This window comes from Vibrio cholerae ATCC 14035 (assembly GCF_000621645.1).
In the GTDB taxonomy this organism is placed as follows: domain Bacteria; phylum Pseudomonadota; class Gammaproteobacteria; order Enterobacterales; family Vibrionaceae; genus Vibrio; species Vibrio cholerae.
Genome location: NZ_JHXR01000017.1, coordinates 38,120 through 52,982 on the forward strand (window position 1 = coordinate 38,120; position 14,863 = coordinate 52,982).

A 14,863-nucleotide genomic window follows, 5' to 3' on the forward strand; every position below is an offset into this window, starting at 1 on the left:
TCATTTTAATCATTGAGGTGCGCTCATGAGTGCAGAGTTGCTGTTAAACGTCACCCCGAGTGAAACTCGGGTGGCGATGATTGAAGGGGGAATCCTTCAGGAAATCCATATTGAACGTGAAGCCAAACGCGGCATTGTTGGCAATATTTACAAAGGCAAAGTCAGCCGGGTATTACCGGGCATGCAAGCTGCTTTTGTGGATATTGGACTCGACAAGGCCGCTTTTTTACATGCCTCGGATATTGTGCCCCACACCGAGTGTGTTGCCGAAAGTGAGAAGCAGCAGTTCCAAGTGCGCGATATTTCCGAGCTGGTGCGCCAAGGGCAAGATATTGTGGTGCAAGTGGTCAAAGACCCGCTTGGTACTAAGGGTGCTCGCTTAACTACCGATATTACGCTCCCTTCTCGTTATCTGGTGTTTATGCCGGGGGCAAGCCATGTTGGCGTATCACAACGCATCGAAAGCGAAGCGGAGCGCGAGCGCCTAAAGAAAATCGTTTCTCATTATTGCGATGAGCATGGCGGGTTCATTATCCGAACCGCAGCAGAAGGGGCAAACGAAAAAGAGTTGACTCAAGATGCGGCGTTTCTTAAGCGTTTGTGGTCAAAAGTGATTGAGCGGCGCAGCAAATACAAGAACCGCTCTATGCTGTATGGCGAGCTTGGTTTGGCGCAGCGCATTTTGCGTGACTTTGTCGGCACCGAACTGACCAAAATTCTCATCGATTCACGACAAGAGTTCGAAAACCTCAAAGAGTTTACCTCCGAATATGTCCCTGAGCTGACGGCTAAATTAGAGCTGTACCACGGCGATAAGCCCATTTTTGACATGTACGATACGGAAAATGAGATTCAGCGCTCTCTCGAACGCAAAGTGGAGCTCAAATCGGGGGGGTATCTGATCATCGATCAAACCGAAGCCATGACCACCATCGATATCAATACGGGCGCGTTTGTTGGCCGCCGTAATCTCGAAGAGACCATTTTCAACACCAATATTGAAGCGACTCAAGCCATTGCTCGTCAGCTGCGTCTGCGCAATCTGGGTGGGATTATCATTATTGACTTTATCGATATGGCGTCGGATGAGCACCGTAAGCGAGTGCTCACCTCTTTAGAGACAGCGTTGATGAAAGATCGGGTCAAAACCAACATCAACGGCTTTACTCAGCTTGGGTTGGTGGAGATGACGCGTAAAAGAACTCGAGAAAGCATTGAACATGTGCTCTGTTCGACTTGTCCAACGTGTGAAGGGCGAGGCAGCGTGAAAACTGTGGAAACGGTGTGCTTTGAGATTTTGCGCGAAATTACGCGCGTGAATCGAGCCTATGATGCGGACAAATTCGTGGTTTATGCTTCACCGGCAGTGGCCGATACTTTGCAAGGTGAAGAGTCACATGCCTTGGCCGAGTTGGAAGTGTTCATTGGTAAAGAAGTGCGAATTCAAGCAGAACCACTCTACAACCAAGAGCAATTTGATGTTGTGATGATGTAAATAGGGCATCGGGTGATTTCGACAGTAACCCGCCTCGGGCGGATCCTTATGTGGCTGCTGGTCAGCCTGCTGATTGTGCTGGCTTTGGCCGTCACAGCCCTGCGCATTTTGCTGCCACAGATGAACCGTTTTCAGGCGGAGATTCAGCATTGGCTGAATCAAAACTCGTCGGTACAAGTGGCGATTGCTGATGTACAAGGTTACTGGCGCAATACGCACCCCTCCCTCTCACTGCAAACCTTACAAGCCCATTGGCCGGACAGTAACGATATTCAGCTGAACGCGGCCAGTGTCGAGATTGAGTTCGACCTGCTGCAATCACTGTGGCAGCGGCAACCTGTGGTTGCCGATCTTACTGTCAATGGTTTAGTCCTTGATTTACGGGCGATCGACTGGCTGGCCTTAGAGCAAAATCCTAATCCGAAACAGTCGCGTCAAGGCCGCGTAGTCAAACAGCTCGATGATCTCTTACTGCGTCAACTGGATGATTTCACCCTCAAAAACTCAGCGATTTTGTATCGCACTTTTGCCGGCGATCTGCGCCAACTCGATATTGAAAAACTGCGTTGGCAAAACCAAGGTCTACGCCACTTTGCTGAAGGGGTGGTCAGTATTGCAGGCATCAACATCAACTCTTTGTTGGTAAGCGCTAACTTTATTGATCATGGTTCGCTGCGCGATGTGTCGGGCGATTTCTATGTCAGCGCGGATAAAGTGCGCGTATTACCTTGGTTAACACGATATTTAAAAGATCAAACTGGCATTCAAAAAGGCCAAGTAAGCTTAAATGCTTGGGCGACCCTTGAACACAATCAGCCGAAAGATGGCTATGTCGAATTTAAGCCTTCGGAGTTGGTGTGGCAAAACGGTGAGCAGACCCATGAACTGCTGCTTGAGTCAGGGATTGTCGAACTCAAACCAACCGAGAAAGGTTGGCAAGTGAATGCCCACTCACTGCGTTTACGAAGTGATGATGAGCTATGGCCGCTGTTGGATGTGGCGATGGATTGGCAGCCCGATGAGTGGCGGCTTAATCTCTCTCAGCTCAATATTGAGAACCTGTTACCTCTGGCTAAGTTGATCCCCGAGTCACAAACGCTCAATCATTGGCTGACAACCTTAAAGCCGAAAGGGACTTTGGAAGATGTGCGGATTGCCAAAGGCGCAACGTTGGAATCATTACGTTATTCGGCATCATTAATTGATGGCGGAATAGCGCAATGGGAGTTGCTACCCCAAGTCAATGCTTTGCAAGCGCAAATTCAAGGTTCACCGAGCAAAGCACTCATTAAAGCCAGCATGGTGGATGACGTCTTGCCCTATGGTGAGGTGTTCCAAGCTCCTCTGAATATCCGCCAAGGCGCAGTGAATCTGGTCTGGCAGCAAGAGCAATATGGATGGTCGCTCTGGTCCGATAAAGTCACGGTAGCGACGCCGGATCTGCAAGCGCTGGGCGCATTTCGCCTCGATTTCCCGGATGATGCTAGCCCATTCCTCTCATTTTATGCCGAAGCCGATCTCTTTAATGCTGGGGAGACATGGCGCTACTTGCCGACGTTGGCGTTAGGCCGTGAGCTGACCGATTATCTCTCGACCGCGATTCAAGCGGGACAAGTCAATACCGCGAAACTGATCTGGTATGGCGCGTTAGATCAGTTTCCTTATCGTATGCACAATGGCGTGTTCCAAGCTTGGGTTGGTTTAAAAGAGGCCAAATTTGCCTTTGATACGGCTTGGCCACCGATCACCGATTTGCAGCTCGATCTGCTGTTTGAAAATGACGCCATGTATCTCGACTCGCGCTCTGCTACCTTGATGGAAGTCAGTGCTGAACGGATCACCGGTCGTATTCCTGAATTGGCCGAGCTGGGTCACATTGAGATTGAAGCGGTAGCCAGTGCCCAGCAAGGTAACGCGATTCGCAATTACATGATGGCGACCCCGTTAGTCGATTCCGTAGGCGCGGCGCTGACCACGATTCAAGTTAAAGGACCGGTGCGCTCAGAGTTTCAACTCAATATTCCATTCCACAGTGGCGCAGAGCCGCGGGCTTGGGGCTTTGCCGAGCTGAGCAATAACGCGGTGGATATTGATACACCGCCGATGAGCCTTACCTCTGTGTCTGGCAAAATCGAGTTCGATAATGACCGCGTGAGTGCAGCGGGGCTTGATGCCCGTTTGCTCAAACAGCCCGTCTCGATCGATTTTAAAGGCGAAGATGCCAAGCGAGGTTATGCGGTTGGCATTGATATGGTTGGGGATTGGGAAGTCAAACCGCTGATCCCGTTTGTGGGCGAACGCTGGTTAAGCCGAGTGAAAGGCCATGCACCTTGGCAGGCGAGCGTTGACATTCAACTCAATGATGTGGGCTTTACTTACCAATTGGATGGTAAGGCGGATTTGCGCGGGTTAGAGAGCCGCTACCCCTTCCCACTTAAAAAAGCACTCAAAGTGAAAGGGCAGGCTCTGTTGCAAGCCTCGGGCAATCAAGAGATGGTTTCCGCGCGCTTGCAACTGCCGCAAGCAAAATATCAGGCCGAGATTGATTTAACGCCTAAAGTACCGGTTCTGAAAGCCACGAATCTGGTGCTTGGGCAGGGCAGTTTTAAAATTAGCCCAGTGGTGGGGCATCATGTCCAGTTGCGTAGCCAAGCGTTCAATCTGGATGATTGGCTCTCCATTTTGAATGAAAAGCCTGCGCCTAAATCGCGAAAATCTAAGCTAGCCAGTTTAAATACGCCTGCATTTCCAATGCCGGAGCGAGTGGATGCGGCGGTTAAAGAGCTGACCTTTGCAGGGTTGGATTGGCATGACGTGGATCTTAATGCGCGGCGCAAAGACCTCGGCTGGCTTCTCAATCTGGATAGCCAAGAGATCAAAGGCCAAGCCAATTATATTGAGCCTTATGATTTGAGTATTGCGCTTGAGCGCCTGCATCTGTTTTTGCCTCAGCTCGAGGCGGGGGAAGAGGCGTTGCTGGTCGATCTTGATCGCCAGAAATTACCGCTTATCACCGATTTTGATCGTAAATTCCATCAATGGATGCCTAACCTTACGTTGACCATCAAAGACTTTTGGTTGCAAGGCTACAAAATCGGCCAAGCCAATGTCGATTTTCAGCGCCAAGGGGATACGCTGCTGTGGAAGAGCATTGATTTCACTAGTGGTACCAACCAACTGCATGTTAATGGCACTTGGACGCTGACCGATACTCAGAGCCGAACTCAAATGAATTTGGATATGAAGGGCGATAACAACAGTGACTTGATGGCACGTTTTGGGATCAACTCAGGTATCCAGCGTGCGCCGTTTGAGATTACCGCAAGCACGCAATGGGATGGCGCTCCGTGGTCAATGCAGGTCAACACTTTGCAAGGCAAGGTGGATACCAAACTTGGAAAAGGGGTGATTTCCGATGTGAGTGGGGCGGCAAGGTTACTTGGTCTATTTAGCCTTGATTCAATCATACGCAAAATGCAGCTCGACTTTAGCGATGTATTTGATAAAGGGATGGCGTTTGATTCGATCTCCGGCAGTGGTGAGCTTTCCCAAGGAATTTTTGTCACCAATAACATCAAAATGGATGCGGTGGCCGGAGAGATGACGATTAAAGGTCTCGCCGATCTCAATACGCGCACGGTCGATGCAGAAGTGAATTTCGTCCCAGACATTACATCAGGCATTCCGGTATTGACGGCGTTTGCGGTGACACCTCAAACCGCCTTGTATGTGCTGGCGATCACTACGGTGATCTCTCCGGTAGTGGAAGTGTTTACTCAAGTCAACTATGAAGTAAAAGGACCGCTCGATTCACCGACAGTGAAAGAGCTTTCGCGCAGTAAAGGCGAATTCAAGTTGCCGGAAAAGCTGCGTAAACTGACTGAATAGGGAAGAAAATGCAACGAGTTGGACTGGTGCAAATGACCTCAGGCCCTGAGATAAGTCGTAATCTGACTTATCTCAAACAAGAGGTGGCCAAGCTTGCTCAGCAAGGAGCACAATGGATTGTGACACCAGAAAATGCCCTGCTGTTGGGGAATCGTGAACAATACCATCAACAAGCCGAATCACTGGATCACGGCCCAGTTCAGCACGCCTTAGCGAGCCTCGCCAAAGAATATGGTGTATGGTTATTGATAGGCAGTATGCCGATCCGCCACGCTGAGGGGGTTACTACCAGTAGCCTATTGTGGAATGCACAAGGTGAGCGAGTGGCGGTTTACGATAAACTGCATATGTTCGATGTCGATGTCGCTGATGGCCATCAGCGTTATCGCGAATCGGAAACCTTTACGCCGGGGCAACAGGTGGTCGTCACCTCAACGCCGTTTGGAGCGTTGGGCCTATCGATTTGCTACGATGTGCGTTTTCCGCACTTGTACGCAGATTTACGGCGCCAAGGTGCACAGATTTTGCTGGTTCCTGCGGCCTTTACTGCGGTGACGGGCCAAGCCCACTGGGAAGTCTTATTACGCGCCCGAGCCATTGAAACGCAATGCTGGGTGATTGCCGTGGGTCAAACTGGACATCACCCATGCGGACGAGAGACGTGGGGACATTCCATGGTGATTAGCCCGTGGGGTGAAGTGATCGCCAATTTAGGCGCCGAAGTACAAAGTAAAGTGGTCGAGTTCGATCTTGCAACGCTCGATTCTGTGAGACGCGCAATGCCCATTACACAGCACACGCGTTTTACCCATCAATTAATAGAGAACACACACTGATGACGATGAACCAAATTGAAACGGCACTGCTGGCACCCGCTGGGCTCACTGAACAGGATATTGCCGATACGCTGTCCAGTATTGCGACTCGCCAGATTGATTATGCCGATATTTATTTCCAATCCAGCTGGCATGAATCTCTAGTGCTGGAAGACAGCATCATTAAAGACGGCTCATTCAATATTGATTGTGGGGTCGGTGTGCGCGCCGTCAGTGGTGAAAAAACCGGTTTTGCTTATTCCGACCAAATTCAGTTAGAAGGTTTAAAGCAGAGTGCCATCGCGGCGCGTGGGATTGCTCAACAAGGCCAAAACCTCACCGTACAAGCGTTTAAGCGCGCGCAACATCCTGCGTTTTATGGCGCGCATAACCCACTGGAAAGTTGGGAAAAACAGCAAAAAACCGAACTGCTGAAACAACTGGATGCGTACATTCGTACTAAAGAGCCTCTCATTACCGAAGTGTCAGTCAGTCTAAGTGGTGTGCATGAGCAGATCCTCGTGGCGGCTACCGATGGCACGTACGCAGGGGATATTCGTCCTCTGGTTCGTCTTTCGATCAGTGTGTTGGCGCAAAAAGGCGATCGCCGTGAGCGCGGTAGCGCCGGTGGTGGTGGCCGTTTTGGTTACGACTATTTCTTACAAGAAGAAGCGGGACAAAAAATCGCGTTTTCTTTCGCCGATGAAGCGATTCGTCAAGCGCTCGTTAACCTTGAAGCGGTAGCCGCTCCTGCCGGAACCATGCCTGTGGTACTCGGTTCTGGTTGGCCGGGTGTGTTGCTGCATGAGGCGGTGGGTCATGGCCTGGAAGGCGATTTTAACCGTAAAGGCTCGTCGGTATTTGCAGGCAAAGTCGGCAAAAAAGTCACTTCCGATCTGTGTACGATTGTCGATGACGGTACACTCAAAGATCTGCGCGGCTCTCTCAACGTTGATGATGAAGGGGTAAGTGGTCAATACAACGTGCTGATCGAAAAAGGTATTTTGAAAGGCTACATCCAAGACAAGCTCAATGCTCGTTTAATGGGCGTGGCACCAACGGGTAACGGACGCCGTGAATCTTACGCTCATCTGCCGATGCCGCGTATGACCAATACTTACATGCTACCGGGCGAGCACACACCAGAAGAGATCATCGCTTCGGTGAAAAAAGGCATTTACGCGCCGAACTTTGGTGGCGGTCAGGTCGATATCACCTCCGGTAAGTTTGTGTTCTCGGCCTCTGAAGCTTACTTGATTGAAAATGGCAAAATCACCCGTCCAATCAAAGGCGCAACTCTGATTGGTTCTGGTATTGAAGCCATGCAGCAGGTATCTATGGTCGGTAACGATCTGGCGCTGGATCGTGGTGTTGGCGTGTGTGGTAAAGCCGGACAAAGCGTGCCTGTGGGCGTTGGCCAGCCAACTCTGAAGTTGGATGCCCTGACCGTGGGTGGGACAGAGTAACCGAATTTTGCTGGTTCGTTGGCCTAACCGTTAGTCTGACAATAGACACTACGACACAAAACCACCGCCATTCGCGGTGGTTTTGCGTTGAGAGTTTAAATCCCGTCACGCTCAATTGGGCAGCTCATACAGCGTGCGCCGCCGCGGCCTCGTCCTAGCTCATTGCCGGGAATGGTCAGTACCTTAATGCCTGCTTTATCGTATTTCTCATTGGTATAAACGTTGCGTTCGTAGCCAATCACTACCCCAGGTTTGACAGTGAGGACATTATTGGCGTCATTCCACTGCTCGCGTTCGGCTTCGTAACTGTTGCCACCTGTGGTGATGATTTTCAAATAATCGACCCCAAGTGCTTGCTCAATGGCGTGTAAATAGCTGGGGACTTGCTCAACGCGCATATCGCCGTTATTGCCCTTGGGGGTGAGTCGCCAAGTCGGCAGATCTTTACGCATGACCTCTGGATAAACGGAAAAAGTATCCACATCCATATGAGTCATCACCGTATCTAAATGCATGCACGAGCGATGTTTGGGCAGGTTGATCGCAATCACTTTGCTGGCTTGACCATGTTTAAAGAGTGCGGCCGCTAAATTTTCCACTCCTTGTGGTGAAGTGCGTTCAGACATTCCAATCAACACCGCGCCTTTGCCGATCACCAGCACATCACCACCCTCTATATTGGCGTTGTCGTAGTGCAGATCATCAATACCGAAATAGTGGATAAAAGGATGCTGGGCAAAAATCGGGTGCCAGCGATAAATCGCGCGCAAATGGTTGGTTTCACGCTGGCGAGCCGGTTTCATCATTGGATTGAGTGACACCCCTCCATACACCCAGCAGGAGGTATCACGAGTAAACAGGTGATTGGGCAGCGGCTCAATCACAAAATCGAGTGGCTGGCGCATTTTCGGTAGCATGGAATCCGATTCGAGGTGCAATTCAGAAAAAGCGAGCCCGCCCAGTAAAAGCGTGGTGAGATGATGATCATCAAGATGGTTTAGAGCGTGGCGCAGCTCGCGAGCAAAGGTTGGACCAAAGCGAAAATCGCTGATCTGAGTGTTCAGTAGCCACTGTCTGGCTTCAGGAATGGCGAGTGTCTCTTCGAGTAAATCGTGCAGCAGTAACACTTCCACATCTTGCGTGCGCAACGTATTGGCAAAGGCATCGTGCTCAACGCCCGCCGCTTCAACGGCCAGTACATCATCAAACAAGAGTTCATGGCAGTTAGAGGGGGTTAAATGGGTGAGTGCCCGCTCCGGACGATTTAGCAATACACGGCGCAGTTGCCCCACTTCAGAGCCCACATACAAACGATTCATCGGGTTTCCTTCCTCTCTTTTGTGCCACCCATTGCGATGTGTAGGTAGCGATGGCTTATCCCTTTCCTATTTGCAGCGGTGTTGGCTACGTTCGTTCACCCCAGTCGCAGTGTTTATCTATGCTCATGGGGATGTACTCTCTTGCTGCCTACCTGCCACTCCAAGTAGTTTGGGTATAACAAGCATCCTGCTTGCCAATTCTTCGGTTCGATATAGTTATGAAGAGATTTTTATGAAGTTGCAAGTTGGCTTTGTGTTATTAAACTTCGCTTTATTTTTATTTTTTAGATTATTTGTCTTTTTTGACTGTGATTTTTAGCGCTGTATTCTTTTTGCACCTAAGAAGTGTGTTGTTGCTCAATTTGCTTAGCTATGCGCAGCATAAGCCGATGTGTTTATGCATTTTTGGTTCTTAAATTAACTATTTATTCACAATGGGTGAGTGCTTGAAGGGAAGGGTGGCATTTTTTCCTTTTTTAGTCGTTTTTTAGCTATGCATTATCTTTCCATAAACAGGCAATCAGCCGCTCGATTTCAACGGATAGAGAGAGCACAGATTATGCTGAATTTGGCATTTGATAAAAAAATGTTAAAAACCTTATAAAGAAAGGATCGTGAGTTCAGTGAAAGATCTTCCCAGATCGTTTTGTGGCTAGAAATTCCCTTCAATCCATGCGATAGTGCGCCGCACAAATTTCCGATCCCATTGACTATCTGGAGCACATCATGTCTCACCAAGATGATTATCTATCTGTAGAAGAATTAATCGAGATCCAAAAGGAAGAGACTCGCGACATTATTCAGGCCCTGCTCGAAGATGGCAGTGATCCAGATGCCTTGTATGAGATTGAACACCATCTGTTTGCAGAAGATTTCGATAAGCTGGAAAAAGCGGCCGTTGAAGCGTTCAAAATGGGTTTTGAAGTGCTGGAAGCGGAAGAAACGGAAGATGAAGATGGTAATAAGCTGCTCTGCTTTGATGCCACCATGCAGTCTGCATTAGATGCCAAACTGATTGATGAACAAGTGGAAAAACTGGTCAATCTGGCTGAAAAGTTTGACATCATTTATGACGGTTGGGGTACGTATTACGAAGGCGAAGACGCTTTGTACTCTGACGAAGATGAGGATGAAGACGACGAGCATTAATCCTCGAGTCTAAGATACCAGCCACAGGGCTGGTATTTTTTTGCCTGTACCAATCGATTGTAAGCCACAATCACTGTGTTACATGGACGCTGCAATAGATTTCACTTCGGGTATAATGCGCGCAAACCAACAGGAATTGGAACCTTATGCAGCTCTCACTCGCCGGCCTTTGGCAACTCTCTCCACTGACGGATCTCTCCATCCCTCAAGATGACATCACCTTTCCAGCGCCATTAAGTGCCGTTTTGCCCAAAACATTGAGCGAAGACGATATTGCGCAGCAAGAGTGGCATTTAATGCACGATATAGAGGTGGATGACGATTTGTTGAGCTTTGCCGCTATTGATTTGGTGATTGAAGGCATTGATTACCACGCTGAAGTGCGCCTTAACGGTGTGGCGCTGTTTGACTGTGATGGCTCACAAGCGATTTACCGCAAAGAGATTCGTTCATTATTGAAGCCGGGTCGCAACCGATTTGAAATTCTATTTTTAGAAGTGGATGAGGATGGGTTGCTGGATGAAGAGGAGAGCGAGTTGTGTTTCTTGGGCGAGCAGGATGTGCCCAGTTATGATCAGCGAATGGGGATCTGGAAAGCGCCTTATCTACAATGCATCCGTCATTTGCGTCTGACCCATGTTTCAACTGAGCAAATCTGGCACCACAGCGGCTGCGAGTTGCTGGTAAACCTGTTTTTCACCACCTATTCGCCGGGCTTGGTTTCCGCTGCGGTAAAATTTGATGGGCGAACCTATCAAGTGCCGATTGATGTGCGTAGCGATCATGCGAGCGTACTCTTTCAGGTTGATGCCCCTAAGATCTACGATGTGCGCCACCCGCGAGCAGAAGATCTGTATCTGATCACCGTGCAGTTGGATGGACAAGTTAAGCGTTTCCGACTGGGCTTGAGTGAAGCGCATTGTGTTAGCCATTTCCCGCTGTAACGTTTTTTGCATCAACAATACAAAACGCCTTCATCAAGAAGGCGTTTGAAGATGCTTTGGCATCACACTTAGTGAGCACAGCCAAGATGGCCTGCGTGTTTGCTTTGCCAAACTTTCTCATGAAAGTAGTAGGCACAAGTGTTGATGCTGGGTTCAATCATCGCCATCACTCCACCGACCAACCAACTGCCCGTCAACAGGTAAGCCACGCTGAACGCTACGGTAAAGTGAATCGTCGCGAAGCTGGCCGTTTTGATTCTTGGGTCGCCCGCAAAGCGTTGTAAAGCAGCGGATTTCACCCATGCTTTTTCATGGAAGTAAAACGCAACGGTGTTCACCATAGGTTCGAGCATTGCAATCAGGCTGCCGATGATGACATCGCCTGTCAGTACATACGCTACCGTAAACGCGATGGTAAAGTGTATTGCTGCAAAACTTAATGTCTTTTTCATGATTCAGTCCACCTGATCTTGTTCGATGAGTTGATTATCGATAATCGTTCTCAGTTATTCAAACAGGCAAAACCAATTAGTGTGATAGGAATCGGTGAACAAAAAAGGCGCAATATGCGCCTTGAATAAACGATTGAAGATGAGTGCCGATTAACCTTGTGGTTTGACGACCATGACATTAATAGGCGAATTTTCTACCACTTTACTGGCCACGGAGCCGAGCATCACTTTATCGATGCGTGAGCGTTTGTGGCTTGGCATAACAATTAAGTCAGCCCCTAAGCGCTCGGCATAATCAAGGATAGTGGCGTAAGGTTTGCCTTCGGCGATGTGGAGTTTGTACACCACCTCTTCAGCGATGTGCTTCTCCGCAAAGGCTTTGAGTTGTGCTCGCACATCATTTTTCATCTGCGCGGCCGCGTCTTTAGGAAAATAAGTCGCCACCATGGACATGTGAATACCAGGCAACACGTTCAGCAAGTGAATTTCGGCATTGGAATGCTTAGCATGCCAGACAGCAAGTTGCACCGCTTTGTCGGCAAAGCCTTGTTCATTCAAATCAACCGGAACAAGAATATGTTTATACATGACGCTCTCTAGGGTTTATTCGTCATCCCGCAACATGCGTCTTAGGGATGCGTTGGCGATGATTGATTGACGGGATAAGTATATGCCTGATTTGACTCAGGCATATTGACGTAGCACCTTGTTACGCCTTTTTTATCCGTCTTTTTTGGTTCCAAGCCAGCAGTAAGGTCAGCAAAATCGCAGGCAAGAATACCCACTCTTTCATTGGTCGATCGCTATCGACCACCACTGAGCGAATTTCCCAATCGAAATCGATGCCCGCTGCTTCGGCTGGGCTGCCAAACTCAACCATTTCTACTAGCATGCGGTTTTTATCATTAAGCAGAGTTAAGCCCATTGAGGCGATCCGCTCTTGAGCGCTGACAGCGCGATCTTCAAACGGCAGTTGCACGGTTTTAGAGGTGTATTCGCCTTTAAGATTCTCTCCCGCGACGATCATCTGGATCGGTTGTCCAACGGGAGCTTGCTCGACAATCTGCTCTAACTTAGTGCCGGCATACATGACTTGCGCGGGATAAACCATGTCCCACCAAAAACCGGGGCGGAAGAAGGTGAAGGTCAGCACCAGTAGCGCGACGACTTCCCACCATTTGGTTTTGGTTAACCACCACCCTTGGGTTGCCGCCGAGAACAGCAACATGGCGGTGATGGAAGAGAGTATGGTCAGCATTAAGTGCCACCAGCTATCAATACCCATCAGCAGCAACTGGGTATTAAACACAAACATGAAAGGCAAAATCGCGGTGCGGATATCGTAGGCAAAGCCTTGGATACCGGTGCGGATCGGGTCGGATTTGGCGATCGCCGCCGCGGCAAATGCGGCAAGTCCGACCGGAGGCGTATCATCGGCCAAAATACCGAAATAGAATACGAACAGATGCACCGCAATCAGTGGGATGATTAAGCCATGCTCAGCGCCTAGAGTGACAATGACTGGAGCCATCAAGGTGGAAACCACGATGTAGTTGGCGGTCGTTGGTAAGCCCATACCCAGAATTAAGCTGATCACGGCAGTGAAAATCAGCATCAGCATCAAGTTACCGCCAGAGATAAACTCGACAAAGTCGGTCATCACTAAACCAATCCCAGTCAGGGTAACTACCCCCACGACTGTGCCAGCGGCAGCGGTCGCGACCCCAATACCGATCATATTGCGGGCACCTGAGACTAAGCTTTCCAAAAGGTCAGTCACGCCCTCTTTCGCCGCATCACCCAGTGAACCCGTGCGATTAAAGAGAGCCATCAGTGGACGTTGCGTGAGTAGGATGAAAATCATAAACACGCTGGCCCAGAAGGCCGATAAGCCGGGCGAGAATCGCTCAACCGTCAAACACCACACCAATACCACAATCGGCAGCAAGTAGTGCAGGCCGGATTTTAACGTCGGGGCGACATCGGGGACGTACTGCAAATTCTCATCAATCCCTAAACCCTCTTTGGCGTAGGGGGCGGATATTTTCACTAAGCCAACATAAGCGGCCAATAACACCACAGTGAGGATGGGCGTTGCTGCGTCGCCAAAGGCTTCTTTAGTCCAGCCGATACCGTAATAAACCACGGCACTTATCACGCATAAACCAAGAATCGTGGCGGTAAATGAGAGCAGCTTTTGAGCCACCGTCGATTGATGACGACGAGGTAAACCACTCATGCCCGCCTTACACGCTTCAAGGTGAACGATATAAATCAGTGCGATATAAGAAATCAGTGCGGGTAGGATCGCCGCTTTGATCACTTCAACATAGGAAATCCCGACATATTCCACCATTAAAAAAGCTGCTGCGCCCATAATCGGTGGGGTTAGTTGGCCGTTGGTGGAGGCGGCTACTTCCACTGCACCCGCTTTGGTGCCGGGAAAGCCGACACGTTTCATTAAAGGAATGGTGAAAGTTCCCGTGGTGACCACGTTGGCGATTGAAGAGCCAGAAACCAATCCGGAAAGGCCTGACGCTACCACGGCCGCTTTGGCTGGACCACCACGCATGTGCCCAAGCATCGAGAAAGCCACTTTGATGAAGTAAGCGCCCGCGCCAGCCCGCTCCAGCATGGCACCAAAAAGCACGAACAGGAACACGAATGAGGTAGATACCCCAAGTGCGACACCAAATACCCCTTCGGTGGTGAGCCACAAGTGTGACATCGCCTTATTTAGGCTCGCCCCTTTGTGGGCAATCACATCGGGCATGTAAGGGCCAGCGAAGGTGTAAAGTAAAAAGAGCGCGGCCACCATCATCAGTGGTGGGCCTAATGCCCGGCGTGTCGCTTCGAGGAGTAATACCATGCCGACCACAGAGGCGATCACATCAAACTGAGTGGGTGCGCCTGAGCGTCCTGCGAGCTCGGCGTAAAATAGATAGATATAAGCAGCGGAAAAGCTGCCCGCGAGTGCTAAAAGCCAGTCGGTTAAAGGAATACGATCGCGCGGCGAACCTTTCATTGCCGGATAGGCCGTGAAGGCGAGAAAAACGGCAAACGTTAAGTGAATGGAGCGAGCTTGCGTATCATTGAGTACGCCGAAGTCGAAGATAAAGGGGAGTGGTGAAGCGTACCAAAGTTGGAAAAGTGACCAACAGAGCGGAACAAACCAAAGCACACGCCCCGGAAGCCCTTTGGGGGCTCGAGCGCCAGTGTCTGCTTGCGCCACCATCTCTTGCACATCTTGCGACGGTGTTGTTGTCTGCGTCATGTACCTTATCCTTATTATTGATGTTCCATAGACTTGTCATCGGTACTGAGAGTGTTGTACC

General features: G+C 49.7%; 10 protein-coding genes. 6 read left to right on the plus strand and 4 right to left on the minus strand.

All coding sequences use genetic code 11. The annotated features are described in order from the left end of the window. Positions 1-25 precede the first annotated feature (25 nt). The 4 genes from rng to tldD are packed head-to-tail and all read left to right on the plus strand — an operon-like array spanning position 26 to position 7,664. Positions 26-1,495, plus strand: coding sequence for a ribonuclease G (gene rng / locus T411_RS0110720; protein WP_001271880.1), 1,470 nt, complete (start codon positions 26-28; stop codon positions 1,493-1,495). A gap of 12 nt (positions 1,496-1,507) precedes the next feature. Then, positions 1,508-5,383: a YhdP family protein gene (locus tag T411_RS0110725; RefSeq protein WP_001883253.1), complete on the plus strand. Its 3,876-nt coding sequence runs from the start codon at positions 1,508-1,510 to the stop codon at positions 5,381-5,383. An 8-nt stretch (positions 5,384-5,391) separates the two neighbouring features. After that, a complete protein-coding gene (locus T411_RS0110730) occupies positions 5,392-6,219 on the plus strand; it encodes a carbon-nitrogen hydrolase family protein (protein WP_001189984.1) in 828 nt (275 codons plus the stop codon). Continuing rightward, positions 6,219-7,664 carry a metalloprotease TldD gene (tldD, locus tag T411_RS0110735; RefSeq protein WP_000178532.1) on the plus strand — a complete coding sequence of 482 codons (1,446 nt, stop codon included), beginning with the start codon at positions 6,219-6,221 and terminating at the stop codon, positions 7,662-7,664. Before T411_RS0110730 ends, tldD begins: the two co-directional genes overlap by 1 nt. A gap of 95 nt (positions 7,665-7,759) precedes the next feature. Here tldD and arcA read toward each other — a convergent pair whose 3' ends face one another. Then, on the minus strand, positions 7,760-8,983 hold the full coding sequence (gene arcA, locus T411_RS0110740) for an arginine deiminase (RefSeq protein WP_001081182.1): 1,224 nt from the start codon (positions 8,981-8,983) through the stop codon (positions 7,760-7,762). 726 nt (positions 8,984-9,709) lie between these two features. On the opposite strand from arcA, the gene rraB reads away from it, so the two are divergent. Beyond that, on the plus strand, positions 9,710-10,132 hold the full coding sequence (gene rraB, locus T411_RS0110745; RefSeq protein ID WP_000019331.1) for a ribonuclease E inhibitor RraB: 423 nt from the start codon (positions 9,710-9,712) through the stop codon (positions 10,130-10,132). 146 nt (positions 10,133-10,278) lie between these two features. Then, positions 10,279-11,076: a glycosyl hydrolase 2 galactose-binding domain-containing protein gene (locus tag T411_RS0110750; RefSeq protein ID WP_001177221.1), complete on the plus strand. Its 798-nt coding sequence runs from the start codon at positions 10,279-10,281 to the stop codon at positions 11,074-11,076. Between the two features lie 68 nt (positions 11,077-11,144). On the opposite strand, the gene T411_RS0110755 is transcribed toward T411_RS0110750, so the two are convergent. The 3 genes from T411_RS0110755 to T411_RS0110765 all read right to left on the minus strand — a co-directional run bounded on the left by T411_RS0110755 (position 11,145) and on the right by T411_RS0110765 (position 14,802). After that, positions 11,145-11,528, minus strand: coding sequence for a DUF2061 domain-containing protein (locus T411_RS0110755; protein WP_000753231.1), 384 nt, complete (start codon positions 11,526-11,528; stop codon positions 11,145-11,147). 150 nt (positions 11,529-11,678) lie between these two features. Then, positions 11,679-12,116 carry a universal stress protein gene (locus tag T411_RS0110760; RefSeq protein ID WP_000276487.1) on the minus strand — a complete coding sequence of 146 codons (438 nt, stop codon included), beginning with the start codon at positions 12,114-12,116 and terminating at the stop codon, positions 11,679-11,681. Between the two features lie 121 nt (positions 12,117-12,237). After that, positions 12,238-14,802: a TRAP transporter permease gene (locus tag T411_RS0110765; RefSeq protein WP_000195227.1), complete on the minus strand. Its 2,565-nt coding sequence runs from the start codon at positions 14,800-14,802 to the stop codon at positions 12,238-12,240. Positions 14,803-14,863: the final 61 nt, after the last annotated feature.

Excerpts from the sequence above, each read along its gene's own strand:
- rng (WP_001271880.1), top strand. The coding sequence starts at position 26 with ATGAGTGCAGAGTTGCTGTTAAACGTCACCCCGAGTGAAACTCGGGTG.
- T411_RS0110730 (WP_001189984.1), top strand. The coding sequence starts at position 5,392 with ATGCAACGAGTTGGACTGGTGCAAATGACCTCAGGCCCTGAGATAAGT.
- tldD (WP_000178532.1), top strand. The coding sequence starts at position 6,219 with ATGACGATGAACCAAATTGAAACGGCACTGCTGGCACCCGCTGGGCTC.
- arcA (WP_001081182.1), bottom strand. The coding sequence starts at position 8,983 with ATGAATCGTTTGTATGTGGGCTCTGAAGTGGGGCAACTGCGCCGTGTA.
- rraB (WP_000019331.1), top strand. The coding sequence starts at position 9,710 with ATGTCTCACCAAGATGATTATCTATCTGTAGAAGAATTAATCGAGATC.
- T411_RS0110750 (WP_001177221.1), top strand. The coding sequence starts at position 10,279 with ATGCAGCTCTCACTCGCCGGCCTTTGGCAACTCTCTCCACTGACGGAT.
- T411_RS0110755 (WP_000753231.1), bottom strand. The coding sequence starts at position 11,528 with ATGAAAAAGACATTAAGTTTTGCAGCAATACACTTTACCATCGCGTTT.
- T411_RS0110760 (WP_000276487.1), bottom strand. The coding sequence starts at position 12,116 with ATGTATAAACATATTCTTGTTCCGGTTGATTTGAATGAACAAGGCTTT.
- T411_RS0110765 (WP_000195227.1), bottom strand. The coding sequence starts at position 14,802 with ATGACGCAGACAACAACACCGTCGCAAGATGTGCAAGAGATGGTGGCG.